The 24,554-nt window shown below is 68.6% G+C and carries 18 protein-coding genes; 15 read left to right on the top strand and 3 right to left on the bottom strand.

Annotated features, from left to right (window positions below; genetic code table 11):
* Window positions 1-25: 25 nt before the first annotated feature.
* Entirely contained in the window at window positions 26-607 is a 582-nt protein-coding gene (locus AC3ITM_RS08870; protein ID WP_489269833.1) for an NAD(P)H-dependent oxidoreductase, read from the bottom strand.
* Window positions 608-659: 52 nt separating this feature from the next.
* On the bottom strand, window positions 660-1,061 hold the full coding sequence (locus AC3ITM_RS08875) for a MerR family transcriptional regulator (protein ID WP_489269834.1): 402 nt from the start codon (window positions 1,059-1,061) through the stop codon (window positions 660-662).
* A gap of 197 nt (window positions 1,062-1,258) precedes the next feature.
* Here AC3ITM_RS08875 and dapB point away from each other — a divergent pair, with 197 nt between their 5' ends.
* The 7 genes from dapB to AC3ITM_RS08910 all read left to right on the top strand — a co-directional run bounded on the left by dapB (window position 1,259) and on the right by AC3ITM_RS08910 (window position 10,849).
* Window positions 1,259-1,999 carry a 4-hydroxy-tetrahydrodipicolinate reductase gene (dapB, locus tag AC3ITM_RS08880; RefSeq protein ID WP_489269835.1) on the top strand — a complete coding sequence of 247 codons (741 nt, stop codon included), beginning with the start codon at window positions 1,259-1,261 and terminating at the stop codon, window positions 1,997-1,999.
* A 257-nt stretch (window positions 2,000-2,256) separates the two neighbouring features.
* The gene (carA, locus tag AC3ITM_RS08885) at window positions 2,257-3,387 is read left to right on the top strand and encodes a glutamine-hydrolyzing carbamoyl-phosphate synthase small subunit (protein WP_489269836.1); all 1,131 of its coding nucleotides are present in this window, start codon (window positions 2,257-2,259) and stop codon (window positions 3,385-3,387) included.
* A 147-nt stretch (window positions 3,388-3,534) separates the two neighbouring features.
* Complete coding sequence (gene carB / locus AC3ITM_RS08890) at window positions 3,535-6,777, top strand: carbamoyl-phosphate synthase large subunit (RefSeq protein WP_489269837.1); 3,243 nt, start codon at window positions 3,535-3,537, stop codon at window positions 6,775-6,777.
* 8 nt (window positions 6,778-6,785) lie between these two features.
* A complete protein-coding gene (gene greA / locus AC3ITM_RS08895) occupies window positions 6,786-7,250 on the top strand; it encodes a transcription elongation factor GreA (RefSeq protein WP_228885244.1) in 465 nt (154 codons plus the stop codon).
* A 7-nt stretch (window positions 7,251-7,257) separates the two neighbouring features.
* Window positions 7,258-8,178, top strand: coding sequence for a phosphoglycerate mutase (locus AC3ITM_RS08900; RefSeq protein WP_489269838.1), 921 nt, complete (start codon window positions 7,258-7,260; stop codon window positions 8,176-8,178).
* Between the two features lie 216 nt (window positions 8,179-8,394).
* Window positions 8,395-10,152 carry a single-stranded-DNA-specific exonuclease RecJ gene (recJ, locus tag AC3ITM_RS08905; RefSeq protein WP_489270064.1) on the top strand — a complete coding sequence of 586 codons (1,758 nt, stop codon included), beginning with the start codon at window positions 8,395-8,397 and terminating at the stop codon, window positions 10,150-10,152.
* A gap of 130 nt (window positions 10,153-10,282) precedes the next feature.
* Window positions 10,283-10,849 carry a hypothetical protein gene (locus AC3ITM_RS08910; RefSeq protein WP_489269839.1) on the top strand — a complete coding sequence of 189 codons (567 nt, stop codon included), beginning with the start codon at window positions 10,283-10,285 and terminating at the stop codon, window positions 10,847-10,849.
* Window positions 10,850-10,900: 51 nt separating this feature from the next.
* On the opposite strand, the gene AC3ITM_RS08915 is transcribed toward AC3ITM_RS08910, so the two are convergent.
* On the bottom strand, window positions 10,901-11,953 hold the full coding sequence (locus AC3ITM_RS08915) for a DUF1176 domain-containing protein (protein WP_489269840.1): 1,053 nt from the start codon (window positions 11,951-11,953) through the stop codon (window positions 10,901-10,903).
* 163 nt (window positions 11,954-12,116) lie between these two features.
* Here AC3ITM_RS08915 and AC3ITM_RS08920 point away from each other — a divergent pair, with 163 nt between their 5' ends.
* The 8 genes from AC3ITM_RS08920 to rpfG all read left to right on the top strand — a co-directional run bounded on the left by AC3ITM_RS08920 (window position 12,117) and on the right by rpfG (window position 24,377).
* A complete protein-coding gene (locus AC3ITM_RS08920) occupies window positions 12,117-14,999 on the top strand; it encodes a DUF2135 domain-containing protein (RefSeq protein ID WP_489270065.1) in 2,883 nt (960 codons plus the stop codon).
* Window positions 15,000-15,127: 128 nt separating this feature from the next.
* Complete coding sequence (locus AC3ITM_RS08925) at window positions 15,128-16,033, top strand: LytTR family DNA-binding domain-containing protein (protein ID WP_489270066.1); 906 nt, start codon at window positions 15,128-15,130, stop codon at window positions 16,031-16,033.
* Window positions 16,034-16,088: 55 nt separating this feature from the next.
* Window positions 16,089-17,214 (top strand): peptide chain release factor 2 gene (prfB, locus tag AC3ITM_RS08930; protein ID WP_489269841.1). Its coding sequence is split into 2 segments (ribosomal slippage): window positions 16,089-16,163 and window positions 16,165-17,214, totalling 1,125 coding nucleotides; the frame shifts between segments, so codons are not numbered across the junction.
* Window positions 17,215-17,313: 99 nt separating this feature from the next.
* Entirely contained in the window at window positions 17,314-18,096 is a 783-nt protein-coding gene (locus AC3ITM_RS08935) for a helix-turn-helix transcriptional regulator (RefSeq protein WP_489269842.1), read from the top strand.
* A gap of 221 nt (window positions 18,097-18,317) precedes the next feature.
* Window positions 18,318-19,703, top strand: coding sequence for an NAD-dependent succinate-semialdehyde dehydrogenase (locus AC3ITM_RS08940; protein ID WP_489269843.1), 1,386 nt, complete (start codon window positions 18,318-18,320; stop codon window positions 19,701-19,703).
* 62 nt (window positions 19,704-19,765) lie between these two features.
* Window positions 19,766-21,409, top strand: a complete 1,644-nt coding sequence (locus AC3ITM_RS08945; RefSeq protein ID WP_489269844.1) for an acetolactate synthase large subunit — start codon at window positions 19,766-19,768, stop codon at window positions 21,407-21,409.
* Between the two features lie 120 nt (window positions 21,410-21,529).
* Window positions 21,530-23,041, top strand: a complete 1,512-nt coding sequence (gene lysS, locus AC3ITM_RS08950) for a lysine--tRNA ligase (protein WP_489269845.1) — start codon at window positions 21,530-21,532, stop codon at window positions 23,039-23,041.
* A 196-nt stretch (window positions 23,042-23,237) separates the two neighbouring features.
* Window positions 23,238-24,377, top strand: a complete 1,140-nt coding sequence (gene rpfG, locus AC3ITM_RS08955) for a cyclic di-GMP phosphodiesterase response regulator RpfG (protein ID WP_489269846.1) — start codon at window positions 23,238-23,240, stop codon at window positions 24,375-24,377.
* The last annotated feature ends 177 nt before the right edge of the window (window positions 24,378-24,554 follow it).

Here is a 24,554-nt window from a genome sequence, read left to right on the forward strand (position 1 = left end):
CGCCGTGCGTGGCGCCACGACCCCGTCACCGGGCCCGGCTGCCCAGCCGCCCGACCCGTAGCAGCCATGCATCGCGCTGCGCCTGGGTGCTGCTGCGCACCGGCCCGAAGCCGCTGATCCTGATGGGCTTGATGCCGCAGAATTCAAGGATGGTGCGGCGGATCTGCTGGTGGCCGGGCATGCGGTAGACCCAGCGGTAGTACCAGGGCGGCGTATCCATCGTGGTGATCACCCGCGCGCTGCGGCCGCTGAGCAGGCGGTCCCACCACAGCGAATCCTTGCGGTAGCGGAACGCCACCCCGGGCAGGAAGGCGCGGTCGAAGAAGCCCTTGAGCAGGGCCGGCATGCCGCCCCACCAGGTCGGGTAGACCAGCACCAGGTGCTGGCACTGCGCGATGGCGTCATTGATCTGTTGCAGCCCCGGTTCCAGAGGCTGGACCTGCCGGTAGCCGTGGCGCAGGACCGGGTCGAAGTCGATCTGGCCCAGGGCGAACAGCTGCACGCGGTGGCCGGCCGCGTGCGCGGCCTGCTGGTAGTGCGTGGCGAGCGCACCGCACAGGCTGTCGCGGTCGGGATGGCCGAGCAGGATGACGATGTGTTTGGACATGCGCAGATTCCGTGGAAAGTGCGCAGGTTACGGTCTGCCCCATGGGGCAGAGTCAAGCGGCCACGCAGTCGCCGTTGCCCATGCAGGCATCCAGCGGGCCGGTGTCGCCCAGCGCCAGCAGCCCGGCGACCTCGTCGCGCAGGCGGTGCAGGGCGGTATCCAGCAACTGCAGGCGCTGCACCTCCGCGCGCACCGCGTGCTGGCGGGCAGCCAGCAGTGCATTTACCCCGGCCCAGTCGATGCTGCCGTCGGCCCGGCGCAGCGCCGCCACGTCGGCCAGGCGGAAGCCCAATGCCTGCGCCTGGCGGATCAGCAGCACCATGTTCAGATCGTGGTCGCTGTAGTGGCGGTAGCGGTTGATGCGCGGCACGGTGGCCAGCAGGCCCCGCGCTTCGTACAGGCGGATCGCCTTCTGGCTGGCGCCGCTGCGCCGGGCGACCTCGGAAATGCGCATCAGGCGTGCCCGGCGGCTGGAATGATCGGGTGGAGCGAAGGATGCATGGCAGGGCGTGGAACCAACGGGCCGACAAGCCTAGCAAGTCCTGCCTGCCGCCAGAGATGCCGACCGCAGTGCGCCTGGCGCCGCCTGGGTGTGCGGACAGACAGTTTCAGCCCTTGTGCAGCCTTGCCGGCACCGGCTAGCCTGCGGGCATGAATACAGTCCCGCTTCGTTTGCTCATCCACGGCGCTTCCGGGCGCATGGGCCAGGCCCTGCTGCGCCTGGCCGCCGCTCGCTCCGATCTGCAGGTGGTTGCCGCGGTGACCGGCCGCGCTCCGGCCCAGCGCGTAGTCGAGGGCGTACCGCACTTCGCCAGCGCCGAGCTGGGCGGTGCGCCGCCGTTCGACGTGGCCATCGATTTCAGCCTGCCCGAGGGCTTCGACCCGGTCCTGGCGCTGTGCGTGGAGCGCGGCGCCGGACTGGTCTCGGGCACCACCGGGATCAGCCCGGGCCAGCGCCAGGCGCTGATCCAGGCCGCCGACAGCATCGCGCTGGTGTGGGCGTCCAACTTCAGCCTGGGCGTGGCGGTGCTCGATGAACTGGTCGAGCGGGCGGCCGCGGCACTGGCCGGCTGGGATTGCGATATCGTCGAATCCCACCATGTGCACAAGCAGGACGCGCCCTCGGGCACCGCGCTGACCCTGGGCACGGCCGCGCAGCAGGGCGGGGCGCAACCGCGCTATGCCAGCCTGCGCGCCGGCGATATCGTCGGTGAGCACCTGGTCCAGTTCACCGGGCTGGGCGAGCGCCTGGAGCTGACCCACCGGGCCACCAACCGCGACATCTTCGCGCGCGGGGCGTTGTTTGCCGCCGTCCAGCTGAACGGGCGGGCGCCCGGCAGCTACCGGGTCCGCGACCTGCTGGCCGCGCCGGTGCCGCCGAACGCCGGCTGAGTCCGGCCGGTCGGGGCGGGCCGGGAGCCCTGAACCTGGGCGGGTCAGCCTGAACCCAGGGCCGGCCCGGCGCCGCCGTACGTCAGCGCATGCATGTAAACGCTGGCATCGCAGGCCCGGTGCCTTTACAATTCCCGCTCGCCGAATCACGACAGCCGGACCGGTCCCGAACCGCCGTCCGCGCTTTTTTGCAGCCGCTTTTTCGTGGAGCGCAGGCGTGACTTCGGTGCCCCCTCGGTAGCCAAAGTGAGAATTCCGTGACCCAAGCCGCAATCCTCGTCCTCGAAGACGGCACCGTATTCGAGGGCGAATCCGTAGGCGCGCCCGGCCTGTCCGTCGGCGAGGTGGTGTTCAACACCGCCATGACCGGCTACCAGGAAGTGCTGACTGACCCTTCCTACGCCCGGCAGATGGTCACGCTGACCTACCCGCATATCGGCAACACCGGCATGACCGACCAGGACGATGAGGCCCACAAGGTGTGGTCGGCCGGCCTGATCGTGCGCGATGTGCCGCGCCGCCCGAGCAACTGGCGCAGCCAGGTGTCGCTGCAGGACTGGCTGCTGCAGCGTGGCGTGGTGGCCATCTCCGGCATCGATACCCGCAAGCTGACCCGCATCCTGCGCGAGCGCGGCGCGCAGAACGGGGCGCTGATGGCCGGCGAGGGGCTGGACGTGGAGCAGGCACTGGAAGCGGCACGCAAGTTCCCCGGCCTGAAGGGCATGGACCTGGCCAAGGTGGTCAGCACCGACAAGGCCTACCCGTGGACCGAAGGCCAGCTGGACTTGAACAGCAACGAATTCGTCAGCGCCGCCCCGCGTTTCAAGGTGGTGGCCTATGACTTCGGCGCCAAGCTGAACATCCTGCGCATGCTGGCCGAGCGCGGCTGCGAGCTCACCGTGGTGCCGGCGCAGACCCCGGCCGCCGAGGTGCTGGCGATGAACCCCGACGGCGTGTTCCTGTCCAACGGCCCGGGCGATCCGGAACCGTGCGTCTACGCGATCGAGGCGATCAAGGTGTTCCTGGACAAGAAGCTGCCGGTGTTCGGCATCTGCCTGGGCCACCAGCTGCTGGCGCTGGCCTCCGGCGCCAAGACGGTCAAGATGGGCCATGGCCACCACGGCGCCAACCACCCGGTGCAGGACCTGGACGACGGCCGGGTGATGATTACCTCGCAGAACCACGGGTTCGCGGTGGATGAAGCCACCCTGCCGGCCACCCTGCGGGTGACCCACCGCTCGCTGTTCGATGGCACCAACCAGGGCATCGCCCGCACCGACGTGCCGGCGTTCTCGTTCCAGGGCCATCCGGAAGCCTCGCCGGGCCCGCATGACGTGGGCCCGCTGTTCGACCGTTTCGTGACCCTGATGGCGCAGGCCAAGGCCTGATCGCCCGCCGCCGGCGCGCCCGGCGGCATCGCGACGGATCGCGAGTTCCTGCACTGCCGCTGCCTTCGGCGCGGCGCTGCAGCCCGGAAGTTTCCTGATCGACAGCGTGCGATCACCCCGACACGCTGTACTGACTTAGAGAAGACAATGCCCAAGCGCACTGACCTAAAAACCATCCTCATCATCGGTGCCGGCCCGATCGTCATCGGCCAGGCCTGCGAGTTCGACTACTCCGGCGCCCAGGCCTGCAAGGCCCTGCGCGACGAGGGGTACCGCGTGGTGCTGGTCAACAGCAATCCGGCCACGATCATGACCGACCCGGAGATGGCCGATGCGGTCTACATCGAGCCGATCAACTGGCAGACGGTCGAAAAGATCATCGCCAAGGAAAAGCCCGATGCGCTGCTGCCGACCATGGGCGGCCAGACCGCGCTGAACTGCGCGCTGGACCTGGCCGAGCACGGAGTGCTGGAGAAGTACAACGTCGAGCTGATCGGCGCCAAGCGCGATGCGATCCGCATGGCCGAAGACCGCGAGCTGTTCCGCGTGGCCATGGGCGAGATCGGCCTGGACTGCCCGAAGGCGGCCGTGGCCCATACGCTGGAAGAAGCCCTGGATATCCAGACCCGGGTCGGTTACCCGACCATCATCCGCCCCAGCTTCACCCTGGGCGGCAGCGGCGGCGGCATCGCCTACAACCGCGAAGAGCTGGTGGACATCGTCACCCGCGGCCTGGAACTGTCGCCGACCACCGAAGTGCTGGTGGAAGAATCGGTGCTGGGCTGGAAGGAATTCGAGATGGAGGTGGTGCGCGACACCGCCGACAACTGCATCATCGTCTGCTCGATCGAGAACCTGGACCCGATGGGCGTGCACACCGGTGACTCGATCACCGTGGCCCCGGCCCAGACCCTGACCGACAAGGAATACCAGCGCCTGCGCGATGCCTCCATCGCGGTGCTGCGCAAGATCGGCGTGGACACCGGCGGCTCCAACGTGCAGTTCGGCATCAGCCCGACCACCGGCCGGGTGGTGGTGATCGAAATGAACCCGCGCGTGTCGCGTTCCTCGGCGTTGGCCTCCAAGGCCACCGGCTTCCCGATCGCCAAGGTCGCCGCCAAGCTGGCGGTGGGCTACACCCTGGACGAACTGAAGAACGAAATCACCGGCGGCCTGACCCCGGCCTCGTTCGAGCCGTCGATCGACTACGTGGTCACCAAGATCCCGCGCTTTGCCTTCGAGAAGTTCCCGGCCGCCGATGCGCGCCTGACCACCCAGATGAAGTCGGTGGGCGAGGTGATGGCGATGGGCCGCACCTTCCAGGAATCGCTGCAGAAGGCGCTGCGTGGCCTGGAAACCGGCAAGATTGGGCTGGACCCGACCGGCCTGGACCTGGCCAACGAAGACGACATCACCACCATCAAGCGCGAGCTCAAGGCCCCCGGCCCTGAGCGCCTGTTTTACGTGGGCGATGCCTTCCGCGCCGGTTTCAGCGTGGAAGAGGTGTTCGCGCTGTCGCACATCGACCCGTGGTTCCTGGACCAGATCGAAGAGATCATCCAGGCCGAGACCCAGCTGGCCGCCGACGGCATCGACGCGCTGGACGCCGCGCGCCTGCGCAAGCTCAAGCGCGCCGGTTTCTCCGATGCCCGCCTGGCCGAGCTGACCGGCACCAACGAAGCGGCCGTGCGCGCGCTGCGCCGTGCGCACAAGGTGCGCCCGGTCTACAAGCGCGTGGATTCGTGCGCGGCCGAGTTCGCCACCAGCACCGCCTACCTGTATTCGACCTACGAGGACGAGTGCGAGGCGGCGCCGAGCAACCGCGACAAGATCATGATCCTGGGCGGCGGCCCGAACCGGATCGGGCAGGGCATCGAGTTCGACTACTGCTGCGTGCATGCCGCGCTGGCGCTGCGCGAAGATGGCTTTGAAACCATCATGGTCAACTGCAACCCGGAAACCGTCTCCACCGATTACGACACCTCCGACCGCCTGTACTTCGAGCCGCTGACGCTGGAAGACGTGCTGGAGATCGTCGAGCTGGAACAGCCCAAGGGCGTGATCGTGCAGTACGGCGGCCAGACCCCGCTGAAGCTGGCGCGCGCGCTGGAAGCCAACGGCGTGCCGGTGATCGGCACCTCGCCGGACTCCATCGACCTGGCCGAAGACCGCGAGCGCTTCCAGCAGCTGGTCGACAAGCTGGGCCTGAAGCAGCCGCCGAACCGCATCGCCCGCAACGACCAGGAAGCGCTGCTGCTGGCCCGCGAGATCGGCTACCCGCTGGTGGTGCGCCCCAGCTACGTGCTGGGCGGCCGTGCGATGGAAATCGTCTACGGCGAATCCGACCTGGCGCGCTATGTCCGCGACGCGGTCAAGGTCTCCAACGATTCGCCGGTGCTGCTGGACCGCTTCCTCGACAACGCGGTGGAAGTGGACGTGGACATCATTGCCGACAAGGACGGCAACGTGCTGATCGGCGGGGTGATGGAGCATATCGAGGAAGCCGGCGTGCATTCGGGCGATTCGTCCTGCTCGCTGCCGCCGTACTCGCTGTCGGCCGACACCCAGGCCGAGCTGCGTCGCCAGGTCGTCGAGCTGGCCAAGGCGCTGAACGTGGTCGGCCTGATGAACACCCAGTTCGCGATCCAGGCCGGCGAGAACGGCGAGGACATCGTCTACCTGCTGGAAGTGAACCCGCGTGCCTCGCGCACCGTGCCGTTCGTGTCCAAGGCCACCGGCATGGCGCTGGCCAAGATCGCCGCGCGCTGCATGGCCGGCAAGACCCTGGCCGAGCAGGGCGCGCTCAAGGAAATCGTGCCCGATTACTATTCGGTCAAGGAGGCGATCTTCCCGTTCGCCAAGTTCCAGGGCGTGGACCCGATCCTCGGGCCGGAGATGCGCTCCACCGGCGAGGTGATGGGCGTGGGCCGCAGCTTCAGCGCCGCCTTCGCGCGCGCGCAGGAAGCCGGCGGCATCAAGGCACCGCCGCTGGGCAAGGCCTTCGTGTCGGTGCGTGACCCGGACAAGCAGCGCGTGCTGCCGGTGGCCAAGCTGCTGCTGGAGCGCGGTTATACCCTGGTGGCCACCCGTGGCACCGGTGCGTGGCTGCAGCAGCACGGCATGGACTGCGAGATCGTCAACAAAGTGGTCGAAGGCCGGCCGCACATCGTCGATTCGATCAAGAACGGCGAGATCGTGTATATCGTCAACACCACCGAAGGGCGTGCGGCGATCAACGACTCGTTCTCGATCCGTCGCGAGGCGCTGCAGCACCGCGTCACCTATTCGACCACCATTGCCGGCGCCAAGGCGCTGGTGCAATCACTGGAATTCCGCGGGACCGGCCCGGTCTGGTCGCTGCAGGAACTGCACAAGGAGTTGAACGCATGAGAGCACCGATCACCCTGAAGGGCGCGCAGCGTCTGCGCGAAGAGCTCGACCACCTCAAGTCGGTCAAGCGGCCCAAGGTCATCGCCGCCATTGCCGAGGCGCGCGAGCACGGCGATCTGAAGGAGAACGCCGAGTACCACGCCGCGCGCGAGGAGCAGGGCTTCATCGAAGGCCGCATCAAGCAGCTCGAGGGCGAGCTGTCGCATGCCGAGATCATCGACATCACCAAGCTCAACGCCGGCAGCAAGGTGGTGTTCGGCGCCACGGTCGAGTTGTCGGACGTGGAGAGCGACGAAGGCAAGCGCTACCAGATCGTCGGCGACCTGGAAGCGGACATCAAGCTGGGCCTGATCGCGATCTCCTCGCCGCTGGCGCGGGCGTTGATCGGCAAGCTGGAAGGCGATGCGGTCACCATCGACGCACCGGCCGGCCAGCGCGAGTACGAAATCGTCAGCGTCCAGTACCTGGACTGAGCCGACCATGGCCACGGCAACGCTGCTGCTGCCGGCACGCAGCCGTTTCCCGGCCGCGCCGTTGCCTGATGACGTCGCCAGGGCGCTGGGGCGGGCGGAACGCCGCAGCGCCGAGGCGGGCGAGCGCGCCCAGTTGCGTCGGCATTTCCAGACGCAGCCGGACGCGTGGTCCGCCGCAGCCCTGACCCGCCAGCTGGATGTCGGCGATGCCGACGGGGCGGTGTGGCTGCGGGCCGATCCGGCAAATGTGGTGCCGGACATGCATGGCGCACGCCTGATGGGGCACGGGGATACCCTGCGCCCCGATCTGGCCGACGTGATGCATCTGCTGCCGGCGCTGCAGCCGTTGTTCGCCGGCTACGGCTTCGTGCTGGATGCGCCGGTGCCGTCGCGCTGGTACCTGCGCCTGCCGCCAGGCACCACGTTGCCGGTATTCGCCGAGCCCGATGAAGTGCTGGGCGATGATCTGTTTGCCCACCTGCCCGAAGGCGATGCCGGCCGCCGCTGGCGCGCCCTGCTGACCGAAGCGCAGGTGGTGTTGCACCAGCACGGGTGGAACCAGCAGCGCGTGGCCGACGGCAAACGGGCGATCAACTCGTTGTGGTTCTGGGGCGGCGGCGAGCTGCCCGAACGCGTGACCACCGCACATGCCCAAGTCCGCAGCCGTGATGCGCTGCTGCAGGCGCTGGCGAAGGCAGCGGGTTTGCAGGCCGATGGCGAGCACACCGTGGATGCCCTGGTGGACCTGCGTCAGCTGCGCTCGCTGGAACAGTTGAGCCAGGATGCGATCCGGCCGTTGCTGGCGGCGATCGCGGGCGGGGAGTTGAAGCGGCTGGTGCTGGATTTCGAAGACGGGATGCGCTTTGAGATCGACAACGGCCAGCGTTGGCGGTTCTGGAAGAAGCCGGTGCAGCTGCACGACGCCTGAGGCGTCGATCCACATCGGGCAGGGGGCGGTTTGATTGCAGGCACCGCGCCATCCACGCATGAATCATGCTACGTGCCCGGCGGCAGCCGCTCTGCGCATGGCGATGCGTTCATGGGATTGGCGCCCCTTGGTCATGGGGCGCGGCGTGGATCTACGCCGGGCCGTCGCTGCTTCCAGCGGCGTATCATGGCCGCACCTTTGCAACCGGCGCTGCCGATGTCTCTCACCGCCGATACCGCGCCGCTTTCCCCTGATGTCGTGACGATCCAGCGCCGTGCGCCGGTGCCGCTGGCGGAGTGGCCGGCCGACGTGCTGCCGCTGCTGCAGCGCCTGTATGCCGCGCGCGGGGTGACCAGCGCTGCGCAGGCGCAGCCGAAACTGGCCCAGCTGCACGCGCCGGAGCTGATGGGCAGCATGCAGGCCGCGGTGGACCTGCTGGCTGCGGCCATCGCCAGCAACGCCCGTATCCTGGTGGTCGGCGATTTCGATTGCGATGGCGCCACTGCCTGTGCGGTGGGCGTGCGCGGGCTGCGCATGCTCGGTGCGCGCGACGTGGTGCACGCGGTGCCGAACCGGGTCCTGCACGGGTATGGGTTGTCGCCAGCGCTGGTGGCCGACCTGGCGCACCTGCAGCCGGGCCTGCTGGTCACCGTCGACCACGGCATTGCCTGCCATGCCGGCGTGGCGGCGGCCAAGGCGCTGGGTTGGAAGGTGCTGGTCACCGACCATCACCTGCCCGGCGAACGGCTGCCGCCGGCCGACGCCATCGTTGACCCCAACATCAACGGCGACGCGTTCCCGAGCAAGGCGCTGGCCGGGGTCGGGGTGATCTTCTATGTCCTGATGGCGCTGCGCCGCCACCTGCGCACGCAGGGCGCCTTTGCCGATGGCGCCGAGCCGGACCTGCTGACCCTGCTGGATCTGGTCGCGGTCGGCACCGTCGCCGACCTGGTCGCGCTGGATGCCAACAACCGTGCGCTGGTCGCTGCCGGGCTGCGCCGCCTGCGCGCAGGGCAGGGCTGCGTGGGCCTGCAGGCACTGATCGAGGCCAGCGGCCGCGACCCGGCACGGCTGAGCGCCACCGACATCGGATTTGCGCTGGGCCCGCGTTTGAATGCCGCCGGGCGCCTGGAAGACATGGCGCTGGGCATCGAACTGCTGCTCACCGAAGACCGCGCCCAGGCCCGCGAGATCGCCCAGACCCTGGAGCAGATCAACGCCGAGCGCCGTGCGGTGCAGCAGCTGATGACCGACGACGCCGAACTGGCGGTGTCGCGCGCGATGCTGACTGCCGAAGGCGAGCGCCCGATCGCCGCGTGCCTGTTCGATGCCGACTGGCATCCCGGCGTGGTCGGCCTGGTCGCCTCGAAGATGAAGGACCGCCTGCACCGGCCGGTGATCGCGTTTGCCCCGTCCGAACCGGGCAGCGATTCACTGCGCGGCTCGGCACGCTCGATTCCCGGCTTCCATATCCGTGACGCGCTGGCCATGGTCAACGCGGCGCATCCTGGGCTGATCGACAAGTTCGGTGGCCACGCCATGGCTGCCGGACTGAGTCTGCCGCACGCGCAGCTGGCCGCGTTCGAACAGGCCTTCGTCGACGTGGTGGAGCGCACGCTGGATCCGTTCTCGCTGCAGCAGCTGCTGCTCACCGACGGCGAGTTGCTGCCGCAGGAGCTGGACTTCGCGCATGCCGAGGCGCTGCGTCTGGCCGGGCCGTGGGGCCAGGGCTTCCCCGAGCCGCTGTTCGACGGCCACTTCCAGGTGGCGCGCTGGCAGGTGCTGAAGGAAAAGCATCTCAAACTCAGCCTGCGCGTACCCGGCCGCGCCGAACCGATCAACGCGATCCACTTCAGCGGCTGGAAGGGCAATGCGCCGGCCAACCACGTCCACATCGCCTACCGGCTGGTCAGCGACGACTACCGCGGCGGTGGGGCGATCCAGTTGATCATCGAGCATTGTGCGGATGCCTGACCGGCGCCGTTGCCTGCGGCTGTCGATCAGCCTGTCGTCGGCAAGCTTGCTGCTGACTGCGTTCTCCCTCACTACACACGCCCACATGCTGCCATCGCCTACCGAACGTTTCGACCTGCAGAGCCGCGTCGTGCTGCAGGCCGATGAAGCGGCCCGCACTGAACTGTCGGCCCGCGAGGGCTTTGATTTTCCGGACCTGGAAGGCTCACGCCAGAGCGTGGCGTGGTTGCTGGGGCAGGAGCTGGCTGCGCGCGTGGCGGGCGAGGGCGGCATATCGACAAACGCCGTCACGGTCGACGACGCGGTTGCCGCCGTGATGGCGCGCCTGGGCAGGACCCGCTGCGTCGCCACCGGCTACCAGCCGTCGGACGATCCAGACGACTACCGCGATGCGGACGACCAGACCGGCACGCTGGCATACACCTGCCATCTGCCCGATCCCGCACCGCTGCGTCCCCTGCATGCGGCGCTGCGTACGGCGGGCAACGATGCCGAACGCCAGCAGGCCACGCAGCGCCTGCTGGCTGCTTACGTCGATCACCTGTCCAATGCGCCGGACAGGCCGGTGCACGCACAGCATGCGACGTGGTCGCGCCCGTACACTGCCGACCATGCCGTGATGCAGAGCATGGCCGTCATGGAAACCATCCTGCCCGCGTTGTTCCCGTTCGATGGCTGGGAGCAGGACGAGGACTGAGTGGCCCATGCCCGGAGCACCGCGGGACCGTGGATGCCCCGGTGCGCCGCGTTACTCCACCACCTTGCTCACCAGCGTCGGCATCTCCCACGCCCCACCGGCGGCGACCAGGCGGCACAGGCCGGCGCTGGACTCGGCGGTCTTGACGAACCCGGTGCCGGTCCAGCTCCAGCTGGTGGAGTGCCAGCAATCGCCCAGGCCGCGGCCCTTGTGGCCTTGCTCGATGGTGCGCAGTTCGTCGCCGACCGCCGAGGCGGTGACCAGCTGCGGCTGGTAGGGCGCGTGGTCGTTGACCACCCAGTAGCCGTCGCCGGTGTTGTAGGCCGCGCGCCAGCACGGCTGGGAGACCAGCAGCTTGTCGGCGCTGAGGCGCTGCACGGTGATGTCCTGCGGGCCTTCATTGGCGATCATGCTGTCGCCCGGATGCAGCGCTTCGCAGCTGTCGGCCGGGGTGGCTGCGGCCAGTGCCTTGCGCAGCGCGGCGGAGTTGGCCAGGGCTTGATCGGCCGGCCGTGCGGCGACCACCTTGCCCAGTACGACCACCGGCATCGGCAGGGCCGGCAGTACGATGGTTTCGGCCTTGCTGCCCTTGCGGATCAACGCGCCGGGGGTGCCTAGGCGGCCCTGGAATTCGTCCATCTTCAACAGGGCCGCCGAGGCGCCGCGGTCGGACACGGTCCATTGCTTGCCATCGTTGCCGCGCAGCACGATGCGGCTGTTGCCGGCCAGCGATGCCAGCAGGGTGGTGACCTGCGGCGGTGACAGGGTGGCGGTGCCGTCGGCGGCGTTGTACTTCAAGGCGCCCGGCGCGGCGTCGTTGATCTGCAGGGACAGCTGCCCGGGCAGGGTGATCGGGTCGTACTGGCCCAGCATGACCTCGGCACCGACCGGCTGGTCCGGGCCGGCCTTGCGGGTGAGCAGGATCGAGACCGGCTCGCCGCCGTTCTCGCCGGCCTGGTAACCGGCCGCGCGGCAGGTGCGGGTGTTGTCGCAGGCCACGGTCCAGTCGTGGTGGGTGAAGCTCACCCCGGCGATGGGCGCGGCGGCGTGGGCCGGAGCCAAGGGGGCCAACAGCAGCAGGGGCAGCAGGGCAGGCAGGCGCATGGAACGTCCTTGTAGGCAGGCAAGCGGGGGAGACGCATCTTGGCCTACCCGGCGATGTGCGCCAAGCGGTGCGGCGGCCAACCCCGTTTGCCGGCATGATCCGTTCAACCTGCTGTCATCGGATCGGGAGCGTCACATGCAACGCGCACTGGGTGGGATCGGCATGCTCGGCATGCTGTGGTTGGGAACGCAGGTGGGCATGGCGCAGACGCGTCCGGCAGTGGCCCCGCTGCTGCAGGTGTCCGGCGCGGAAGTGCCGGTGCAGCTGCGCCGGGTGCGCCTGGACAGCCACGTGGTGGCGGGCATGGGCGAGACCCGCATCGAAATGGAGTTCCACAACCCCAATGCGCGGGTGCTGGAGGGACAGTTGGAATTCCCGCTGGCCGATGGCCAGCAGGTAGCCGGCTTCGCGCTGGATATCGGTGGCACCCTGCGTGAGGCGGTGCCGGTACCCAAGGCGCAGGGGCGCCAGGTGTTCGAGGCGATCGAGCGGCGCCAGGTCGACCCGGGCCTGCTCGAACAGACCGCCGGCAACCAGTTCCGGCTGCGCGTGTATCCGATCCCCGCGCGCGGCAGCCGCCGCGTTGCGCTGACCCTTCGGCAGACGCTGCCGGCCGATGCGCAGGGCCTGCGCTGGAACCTGCCGTTGCAGTTCGCGCGCGGCGCTGCGGAGGTCAGCGTGCACATGGATGCCAGCGGCAGCGGGGCGCCGGTGCCCAGCACGCCACTGCCATGGCAGTTCCGGGTGCAGGACGGCGTGTACCGTGCGCAGTGGCAGGGCCGCGGCGATGCGTTGCCGGCGCAGGCGCAGTGGCGGCTGCCACAGGTGCGGCAGCTGGATGCGGTGACCGGTGGGCATGACGGCGAGCGCTACCTGCTGGCGCAGATTCCGCTGCCGGTGCAGACGGTGGCACGCCCGCTGCCGACCCGGCTGGGGCTGCTGTGGGATGCGTCCGGCTCGGCGCGGCAGCGCGACCGCGCCGTCGAGCTGGCGGTGCTGGACCGCTACTTCGCCGCGATCGGCGAGGGCCAGGTGCAGCTGACGGTGCTGCGCGACCGGCCCGAGCCGGTGCGCAGCTTCGATATCCACGGTGGCGACTGGAGCGCGCTGCGTGCATATCTGGCCACGCTGCCGCTGGACGGCGCCAGCGCGCTGGGCGCGTGGACGCCGCGCGCGCAGGTTCAGGAATACCTGCTGGTCAGCGATGGCCTGTCCAACTACGGCAGCGGGGCCTTGCCGACGCTGCAGCGTGGCCAGCGGCTGTTTGCACTGAGCAGTGCCGGTGCGCGCACCGATGCGGCGCGCCTGCGCGCCTGGACCGGGGCCCACCAGGGCCAGGCGCTGGTGCTGTCCAGCCTGGCCGAGGTGGAGGCGGCGCTGCCGCTGCTGTTGCAGCAGCGCGCCGAGGTGGTCGGGCTGGAAGGGCGTGGGGTGGACCGGCTGGTGGCCGACGCCAGCCGTGCCGGCCAGGGCTGGCTGCGGGTGATGGGGCGGGTGCAGCAGCCGGACGGCGAACTGAGCGTGCGCGTGCGGCTGGCCGATGGCCGGGTGCATGCGCAGCGCGTGGCGGTGTCTGCCGCGCGCGCACTGGACGGTGGCCTGGTGGCGCAGGCCTGGGCCAGCGCGACGCTGGCCGGGTATGCGGCCGACCCGGTGGCCAATGCCGAGGCGATGCGCACGTTGTCGCGGCAGTTCGGGCTGGTTGGTGCGGACACCTCCTTGCTGGTACTGGAAACCCTGGACGACTACCTGCGCTACGGCATCCGTCCGCCGGCGCCCATGCAGGCCGACTACGACCGCCTGCATGCGGTGCGCATCGACGATGCGCAGCAGGCGCGCAGGCAGCGGTTGGACCAGCTGGCGCTGCAGTTTGCCCAGCGCCAGCAGTGGTGGAACACGCCCTGGCCGAAGGCCGCGCCGATCGGGGTGGCCGGACTGATCAAGCCGATGGCGGTGGCCGCCGTGGCGGCTGGTGTCGAGGAAAGCATGGCGTACCTGCCGGCGCCGGCCAGCGACGCGATGGCCCGGCCGGCCCCGCCCGCACCGGCTGCGCCGATGGCACGGGCACAGCGTGCGCGTGCCACCGAGCTGGATTCGGTCGAGGTGACCGGCGGCAAGGCCAGCGACACCGCCAACAGCGGTGCCATCGGCATCGCCCTGGCGCCGTGGGCGCCGGACTCGGCCTATGCGCGCCGCCTGCGCGACGCGCCGCCGGCGCAGCTGTATGCCACCTACCTGTCCGAACGCGACCAGCATGCCGGCAGCAGCGCCTTCTACCTGGACGTGGCCGACCTGCTGCTGGCCAAGGGCCAGAGCGACCTGGCGCTGCGGGTGCTGTCCAACCTGGCCGAGATGCAGCTGGAGAACCGCCACGTACTGCGCGTGCTCGGTTACCGGCTGCTGCAGGCCGGCGCGCCCGAGCTGGCGGTGCCGGTGTTCCAGGCGGTACTGGCGATGGGCGAGGAAGAGCCGCAGAGCTTCCGCGACCTGGGCCTGGCGCTGGAGGCCAGCGGCCAGTACCAGGCCGCGCTGGCCAGCCTGTACGAGGTGGTGGTGCGGCCCTGGGACAGCCGCTTCGATGGTATTTCGCTGATCGCGCTGGATGAGCTGAACACCCTGATCGCGCGCGAGCGGGTGGATGCGGCGGCGGTCGATCCGCGCCTGCGCCACGCCATGCCGCTGGACCTGCGCGTGGTGCTGAGCTGGGACAGCGACAACAGCGACATGGACCTGTGGGTGACCGACCCCAATGGCGAGCGCGCCTACTACGGCAACCGCCTGACCTACCAGGGCGGGCAGATGTCGCAGGACTTCACCGGCGGCTATGGCCCCGAGCAGTTCTCGCTGCGCCAGGCCAAGCCCGGCAAGTACAAGGTGGAGGCCAACTTCTTCGGCAGCCGCGAGCAGCTGGTCACCGGCGCCACCACGCTGAGCCTGCGCCTTAGCACGCATTGGGGCACCGCCAGGCAGCGCGACCAGCAGGTCACGATGCGTTTGAAGGACCGTGCCGAAACCGTGCTGGTGGGGGAGTTCGAGGTGAAATGAGCTGCGGGGCGGAACGAAGCGTTTCCGGCCATGGGCCGGACCGAGGTGGCGCACTTCCTTGTGCGCCACCCCGCGGGCCGGCGGCGCCGTTACCATCTGCGGTTGATGCCTGCTTGCCGCCCCTGCGCATGGACCGCCCGATGACCTCCCGCACCTCCCCCCGTTGGCGCCCTTCGAGCCGTTGGCTGGTCTGGGCAGCGATCCTGCTGGCCACCGCGCTGGCCAATGCCCTGGTCGAGGTGATGGATACCCAGCGTCGCGGCGGCAGCCTGGCATTGTGGGAGCCGCTGGTCTGGGAACTGAGCAGCGTCGGCATCATCGTGCTGACCCTGCCGGTGCTGTGGTGGGGGTGCCAGCGCTGGCCGCTGCATGCCGATACCTGGAAGCGGCGGCTGCCGCTGTACCTGCTGGCCAGCGTGGCCTGGTCGCTGGTGCACGTGGCGGGCATGATGCTGCTGCGCCAGCTGGCCTATGCCAGCGTGGGCGAGCATTACCAGGACGGTTCGGCGTGGCCCACCCGGCTGCTCTACGAATACCTCAAGGACGTGCGCGCGTTCTTCACCTTCGTGGCGATCGAACACTTCTTCAGCTGGTTCGGTCGCCGCCGCCAGGGCGAGGCGCACCTGCTGGCCGCGCCCGAGGATGCGCCGCCGGTGGAGCCGGTGGACCGGCCCGAGCGGTTCCTGGTGCGCAAGCTGGGGCGCGACTTCCTGGTGGCCACCGCCGACGTCGAGTACGCCCAGGCCGCCGGCAACTACATGAACCTGCACGTGCGCGGCCACGACTACCCGCTGCGCAGCACCCTGGCCGCGCTGGAGGCCCGGCTGGACCCGGCCCGGTTCGTCAGGATCCACCGCAGCTACGTGCTCAACCTGGGCTTCCTGGTCTCCATCGAGCCGCTGGACAGCGGCGAGGCGCGGGTGCACCTGGCCGATGGCAGCGCATTGCCCTGCAGCCGCCGCCAGCTGCCGGTGCTGCGCGCGGCGCTGGGGCAGGGCGGCACGCTGCCGGGGCCTGCCGCCGCGCCAGCATGAACGGGCGGCCTGGGCTACAATTCCGGTCTTGTCCCAAGCCTTCAACACTGCCGCCATGCTAGAGCTCAATCCCGTGCGCCAGCGAATCACCGATCTGACCGATCGCGTGGTCTCGCTCAGGGGGTATCTTTGACTACGACGCCAAACAAGAGCGTCTGGAAGAAGTAACCCGGGAACTGGAAAACCCAGACATCTGGAACAACGCCGAGTACGCCCAGAACCTTGGCCGCGAACGCGCCAACCTGGAAAAGACCGTGGGCGGCATCGCCACGATCCTTGACGGCTTGTCCGAATCGGGCGAACTGCTGGAACTGGCCGAAAGCGAACAGGATGAGGAGACCGCCCTGGCCGTGGTCGCCGACCTGGACAAGTACCAGAAGCACGTCGAACAGCTGGAGTTCCAGCGCATGTTCTCCGGCCAGATGGATACCGCCGCGGCGTTCGTCGACATCCAGGCCGGCGCCGGCGGCACCGAAGCCCAGGACTGGGCCGAAATCCTACTGCGCATGTACCTGCGCTGGTGCGAATCGCGCGGCTGGAAGACCGAGCTGATGGAAGTCTCCGGCGGCGATGTGGCCGGGATCAAGTCGGCCACCCTGCGCGTGGAAGGCGATTACGCCTATGGCTGGCTGAAGACCGAGACCGGCGTGCACCGCCTGGTGCGCAAGTCGCCGTTCGACTCGGACAACCGCCGCCACACCAGCTTCACCTCGGTGTTCGTGTCGCCGGAAGTGGATGACAACATCGAGATCGACATCAACCCGGCCGATCTGCGTACCGACGTGTACCGCTCCTCCGGCGCCGGCGGCCAGCACGTCAACAAGACCGAGTCGGCGGTGCGTATCACCCACATCCCGACCAACACGGTGGTGGCCTGCCAGACCGGCCGCAGCCAGCACCAGAACCGCGACAACGCGATGAAGATGCTGGCCGCCAAGCTGTACGAGCTGGAAATCCAGAAGCGCAACGCCGAGCGCGACGCGGTGGAAGCCACCAAGTCCGATATCGGCTGGGGCAGCCAGATCCGCAACTACGTGCTCGACCAGAGCCGGATCAAGGACCTGCGCACCGGCATCGAACGTTCGGATACGCAGAAGGTGCTCGATGGCGACCTGGACGAATTCGTCGAAGCCAGCCTGAAGTCGGGCCTGGCGGTCGGTTCCAAGCGCATCGATGCCTGAGGCCGGCCCGGCGGCAGCCGTGTTGCACGCTGCCCGGGCGACCCGGCGCGGGATGTCGATGACGTCCCGCGCCGCCTTTGGTCCTTGCCAGGCAGGGCGATGATGCGCAGCGAGGGCGAGCGCAAGGAACTGGGCGGCTTCCTCAAGGCGTGCCGCGACCGGGTCGACCCGGCCACGCTGGGCCTGCCGGCCGGGCGCCGGCGCACCCCGGGGCTGAAGCGCGAGGAGGTCGCGCTGGCGATCGGGGTCAGCGTCAGCTGGTACACCTGGATCGAGCAGGGGCGTGAAGTGCGTGCCTCGCCGGAGGTGCTTGATCGGCTGGCACGGGTATTGCGGATGAGCGATGACGAGCGCGCCTATGCCTTTGCGCTGTCCGGCTACGGGGTGCCGCTGGACTCCCCGGACGAATCGGTCACCGCGGGCCTGCGCCAGCTGGTCGAGGCCATGCAGCCGATCCCGGCCTATGTGCGCAATACCCGGTTCGACATCCTGGCGTGGAATCCGGCCATCGCCGATCTGTTCGTCGACTACAGCCAACTGGCGCGGCATGAGCGCAATACGTTGCGCTTGATGTTCCTGTACCCGCCTTACCGCAGCTTGATCCTGAACTGGGAAGAGATGGCCCGCGGACTGCTTGCCGGTTTCCGCGCGGCGATGGCGCAGGCGCAGGACAAGGCGCCGTTCCTGGCGCTGGTCGAGGACATGGCCGCGCACAGTGAGGATTTCCGCCGGTGGTGGCCTGAGCACGATGTGCGTCGTTTCGATGAAGGCGCCAAGCGCCTGAACCATCCCACCCGCGGCCTGCTGGACCTGCAGTACGTGGCGCTGGTACCGGAAAGCCGGCACGACCTGTCCCTGGTCACCTACCTGCCGCGGCGCTGACGGCGGACACCGGTAGCGCTTCATCCACGCCTGGCGTGGATCCACAGATGGTCGGCGCGGTCGTAGATCCACGCCATGCGTGGATGCCTCTCCAACCCGCATTCAGACAGGCAACTCCAGGTCACAGGATACGCAGACGCCTTGTTGTCCCGGTTCAACGGGTCCACATTCCTGTCAGGAAACGGGCCACCGGCCCGTTGTCGAGACGACAGGAGAACCGCATGTCCGCTTCCCCCACCGCCGCCATTTCGCGCGATCCGGCCACCGGCCAGGAGATCGCCAGCCACCCCTTCATCACCGACGCTGCGCTGGGCGCGCTGCTGGGCCAGGGCCGCGCCGGCTTCACGGCCTGGAGCGCGCAGTCGCTGGAGCAGCGCGCCGGCGTGCTACGGTCGATGGCGGCGGTGCTGCGCCGCGACCGTGAGCCGCTGGCCGCACTGGCCACCGCCGAGATGGGCAAGGTCCGCGCCGAGGCGCTGGCCGAAATCGAGAAATGCGCCGTGCTATGCGAGTGGTACGCCGACAACGGCGCGCAATGGCTGCGCGACGAGGCCACCGCGGTGGCCGACAACAAGGCCTATGTGTCCTACCTGCCGCTGGGGGTGGTGCTGGGCATCATGCCGTGGAACTTCCCGTACTGGCAGGTGATGCGCGCGGCGGTGCCGATCCTGATGGGCGGCAACGGCTTCCTGCTCAAGCCGGCGGAGAACATCGTCGGCACCGCCCAACTGCTGGATGCCGCCTGGCGCGACGCGGGCCTGCCGGCCGGTACGTTCATCGCCGCCAACATCAGCCGCGAGGGCACCAGCGCGGCGATTGCCGATGACCGCATCGCCGCAGTGACCCTCACCGGCAGCGTGGCCGCCGGCCGCAGCATCGCCGCCCAGGCCGGGCAGGCGTTGAAGAAGGTGGTGCTGGAGCTGGGGGGCTCGGACCCGTTCATCGTGCTGGCCGATGCCGACCTGGAGGCCGCGGCCGATGCCGCGATTGCGTCGCGCTTCCAGAATGCCGGGCAGGTCTGCATCGCCGGCAAGCGCATCATCGTCGAAGACGCGGTGTACCCGCGTTTCGTGGCGTTGTTCTGCGAGCGGGTCAAGGCACTTACCGTCGGCGATGGCCGCGAGGCCGGCAGCCGCATCGGCCCGATCGCCCGCCAGGACCTGTTGGAGCAGTTGGATGCGCAGGTACGTGCGTCGGTCGATGCCGGCGCGCAACTGCTGGCCGGCGGTTACCAGCTGGACCGTCCCGGCAGCTTCTATGCGCCCACCGTGCTGGGCGATGTCGAACCGGGCATGCAGGCCTTCGATACCGAGACCTTTGGTCCGGTGGCCTCGATCAGCCGTGCGCGCGATGCCGACCATGCGGTGGCACTGGCCAACCAGAGCGAATTCGGCCTCAGTGGCAACCTGTGGAGCGCCGATCTCGAACGTGCCAGGCAGCTGGCGCGCCGGCTGCAGACCGGTGGCGTGTTCGTCAACGGCTTCTCCGCCTCCGACCCGCGCGTGCCGATCGGTGGGGTGAAGAAGAGCGGCTTCGGTCGTGAACTGTCGCATTTCGGTATCCGCGAGTTCGTCAACGCGCAGACGGTGTGGTTCGACCGCCGTTGACGCCGGCCACTGCCCTTGTTTGCAACGATCCACAACACTTACAGCAAGAAGGACGTCATTCCATGTCCAAGGGTTCCGATCTGCTCGTCGCCGCACTCGAAAACGAGGGTGTCGAGCGTATTTTTGGCATTCCCGGCGAGGAGAACCTCGACGTCGTCGAGTCGCTCCGCCATTCGCGCATCGAACTGGTTATCACCCGCCATGAGCAGGCGGCGGTGTTCATGGCGGCAACCTACGGCCGTCTGACCGGCAAGCCGGGGGTGTGCCTGGCCACGCTCGGCCCAGGGGCGCTCAACTTCACCACCGGTGCGGCCTACGCGCTGCTGGGGGCGTGGCCGGTGATCATGATCACTGGGCAGAAGGGCATCGTGGCCAGCAAGCAGGCGCGCTTCCAGATCGTGGACATCGTCGCCACGATGAAGCCGCTGACCAAATCCGCTCGCCAGATCGTCTCGGCGCGCACCATTCCCACCATCGTGCGCGAGGCGTTCCGTACCGCCCAGGAAGAGCGCCCCGGCCCGGTGCTGCTGGAGCTGCCCGAGGACATCGCGGCGATGCAGGTCGAGGACGTGGCGCTGATCCCGACCCACCCGGTCGACCGGCCGGTGGCCAGCCCCGAAGCGCTGGATCGCGCCGCGCAGATCATTGGCGACGCCCAGCGACCGCTGCTGGTGATCGCTTCGGCGGCGTCGCGGCCGCAGTCGAGCGAGGCCTTGTCGGCGTTCGTGCTGCGCGCCGGCATTCCGTTTGTCACTACCCAGATGGGCAAGGGGGCGGTGGCCGGTGGCTCCGGTCTGTACATGGGCACCGCGGCATTGAGTGAGCGCGACTACGTGCACATGGCCATCGACCAGGCCGACGTGATCGTCACCATCGGCCATGAGGTCACCGAGAAGCCGCCGTTCGTGATGCGACCGGGCGGCCCCACGGTCATCCACATCGGGTATTCGCAGGCCGCGGTGGAGCAGGTGTATTTCCCGCAGGTGGAGGTGATCGGCGATATTGGCCGTTCGTTGACCCTGCTGGCCGACCGTATCGAAGGCCGGGTCGCCAACGCCGCTGCGCTGCTGCCGCTGCGCGCCACGATCCTGGAGCACATCGCCGATCGCGCCGACGCACCGGGTTTCACCCCGCAGCGGCTGGTGCACGACGTACGCCAGGTGATGCCGGCGGACGGCATCGTGGCGCTGGACAACGGCATGTACAAGATCTGGTTCGCACGCAACTACCGCACCCAGGTGGCCAACACGCTGCTGCTGGACAACGCGCTGGCGACCATGGGCGCCGGCCTGCCCTCGGCGATCATGGCCGCGATCCTGTACCCGCAGCGACGGGTGCTGGCGGTATGCGGCGACGGCGGCTTCATGATGAACAGCCAGGAGCTGGAAACCGCGCGCCGGCTCGGCCTGAACCTGGTGGTGCTGATCCTCGACGACGGCGCCTACGGCATGATCCGCTGGAAGCAGGCGGTGGATGGCTTCGCCGACTACGGCATGACCTTCGGCAATCCGGATTTCGTCAAGTACGCACAGGCCTATGGGTGCACCGGCCACGCGGTGAGCGCTATCGAGCAGTTCATCCCGACCCTGGAAGCGGCCTTCAACGCCGGCGGCGTGCACCTGGTGTCGGTGCCCATCGACTATTCGGAGAACCAGCGGGTGCTGGTCGACGAACTGCGCCAGGCCTTCCCGCCGGCGGCGGGCTGAGCGGGCAGGAGGCGGCCGGGCCGGGGCGGGCCCGGCGGCGGGCAGGGCGGTTTTGCTATGCTGTACAACCGGCCTGTGCCGGCTGCAAGCCCCCCTCAACTACCCGATTCCCGCAGATCCATGAGCGAAGCTACCGATACCCTCCCCGTCGACGAAAACAAGTTGATCGCTGAGCGCCGTGAGAAACTCAACGCGCTGCGCGGGCAGGGGATCGCGTATCCGAACGATTTCCGTCGCGCGCAATTCGCCGGCAGCCTGCAGGAAGAGTTTGCCGACGCCGAGCGGTGGACTGCCGAGGCGCTGGAAGCCGCCGACCGCCAGGTGAAGATGGCCGGCCGGCTGATGGCCAAGCGGGTGATGGGCAAGGCCAGCTTCGCCCAGATCCAGGACGAATCCGGCCGCATCCAGCTGTTCCTGCAGGGCAGCACCCTGGGCGATGCCTACACCGCCTTCAAGGGCTGGGACGTGGGCGACATCATCGCCGTGGAGGGCGGGCTGACCCGCACCAGGACCGGCGAGTTGTCGGTCAAGGCCAGCAGCATCCGTCTGCTGACCAAGTCGCTGCGCCCGCTGCCGGACAAGTGGCACGGCCTGGCCGACGTGGAGCAGCGCTACCGCCAGCGTTACGTGGACCTGATCGTGACTCCCGAGTCGCGCGAGGTGTTCATCAAGCGCTCGCGGATCATCCGGGCGATGCGCGCCTGGCTGGACCAGCGCGATTTCCTCGAAGTGGAAACGCCGATGATGCATTACATCCCCGGCGGCGCCACGGCCAAGCCGTTCACCACCCACCACAACGCGCTGGACCTGGACCTGTACCTGCGGGTAGCCCCGGAGCTGTATCTCAAGCGCCTGGTCGTGGGTGGCCTGGAGCGCGTATACGAGATCAACCGCAACTTCCGCAATGAAGGCGTGAGCACCCGGCACAACCCGGAATTCACCATGATGGAACTGTACGAGGCCTATGCCACGTACACCGAAGTGATGGACCTGACCGAAGGGGTTATCCGCGACGTGGCCAGCCAGGTGCTGGGCACCACCACGGTGGTCTGGGACGGCGCCACGATCGACCTGGCCCCGGCGTTCCGCCGCTGGCGCATGGACGAGGCGGTACGCCACCACAACCCGGAGATCAGCGCCGCCGACTGCACCGACCGCGATGCGCTGGCCGCCCATTGCGAGCGCCTGAAGATCCGCATCAAGCCGTCCTACGGCTGGGGCAAGCTGCTGCTGGAAATCTTCGAAGCCACCGTCGAGCACACCCTGATCCAGCCGACCTTCATCACCGACCACCCGGTCGAGGTGTCGCCGCTGGCCCGTGCCAATGACGACCAGCCCGGCTACACCGACCGCTTCGAACTGTTCATCAACGGCAAGGAGCTGGCCAACGGCTTCTCCGAGTTGAACGACCCGGAAGACCAGGCGGCGCGGTTCCAGGCCCAGGTTACGGCCAAGGAAGGCGGCGACGACGAGGCCATGCATTACGACGCCGACTACATCCGTGCGCTGGAGTACGGCATGGCCCCGACCGGCGGGCTGGGGATCGGCATCGACCGGCTGGTGATGCTGCTGACCGGCAGCAGCTCGATCCGTGACGTGCTGTTGTTCCCGTACATGCGCCCGGAAAACTGAGAACTGCGTCCCGGGTGGCCCGATGGGCGCCCGGGCGGGGTTCCGCTGCCGGGGCGGCCCGGGTATGGTGCCCACGTAGCCATCGACCGCAGCAGTCGGGATGGTGCAGGCACATGGACGGGTTCGGCGATGCGTGACATCGGCATCACACTGTGACCACGATCATGAACCGGGAGATCATGTCGGAGGCGGAGCCATGCAAGGTGCCAGTGTGCAGAGTAGCGGAGTATCCTCTCCGCAGCATGTCCCAGTGTGGTCCAGGAAGACGACGGAAGCAGCCTTGAATATTGTCATCGTTGACGACCAGACGTCCGCGCGAACCATGCTGCGCCATGTGATTGAGGACATCGCGCCGGAGCTGAGCGTGCATGACTTCGGCGATCCGCTGACCGCGCTGGCCTGGTGCGAGTCGCAGGCGGTGGACCTGCTGCTGCTCGACTACCGCATGCCGGAGATGGACGGGCTGGAGTTCGCCCGCCGCTTCCGCCGGCTGCCCAAGCACCGCGACATCCCGGTGATCCTGATCACCGTGGTCGGCGACGAGCCGGTCCGCCAGGCCGCGCTGGAGGCGGGCGTGATCGACTTCCTGGTCAAGCCGATCCGCCCGCGCGAACTGCGTGCCCGCTGCTACAACCTGCTGCAGCTGCGCCAGCAGTCGGAAAACGTCAAGCAACGCGCCCTGTCGCTGGAGCAGCGGCTGCTGGCCAGCATGCACGAGGTGGAAGAGCGCGAACGCGAGACGCTGTCGCGGCTGGCGCGGGCGATCGAGTTCCGTGATGCCGGTACCAGCGCCTACCTGGAGCGCATGGCGCACGTGGCCGGGCTGATCGCCGAGCAGCTGGGCCTGCCCGAAGAAGAAGCCAAACTGATCGAAATGGCCGCCCCACTGCACGACATGGGCAAGATCGCCATTCCCGATGCAGTGCTGCTCAAGCAGGGCAAGCTCAACGAGGAAGAGCTGGCGATCATGCGCCGCCATCCGCGGATCGGCTATGAACTGCTCAGCGGCAGCCAGAACCGCTTCATCCAGGTGGGCGCGTTGATCGCGCTGCGCCACCACGAGCGCTACGACGGCAGCGGCTACCCCGATGGCCTGATCGGCGATGCGATCCCGCTGGAAGCGCGGATCGTGGCGGTGGCCGATGTGTTCGACGCGCTGATTTCGCCGCGTCCCTACAAGGAAGCATGGACGATGGAGGCGACCCTGGCCTACCTGTACGCCCAGCGCGGGCGCCTGTTCGACCCGCGCTGTGTGGATGCCCTGCTGCGCGGCCGCGAGCAGCTCGACGATATCTGCGCCCAGCACTCGACCGCTTCATTGCGCCCGGGGATGTGAGATGCCGTCCCTGTACCCGCGGCTGAAGCGCCGGCTGGCGCATCGTCCGGATACCGAGCACGGGCAGGTGATCGTGCGGATGGCCCTGATCACGCTGATCCTGGTGTATGTGCTGCTGTCCGGCGCCCGCCAGCATCTGCTGGAGCAGTACCACGGGGTGCTGGCCACCACCCTGAC

The organism is Stenotrophomonas sp. KH_029 (assembly GCF_057839765.1).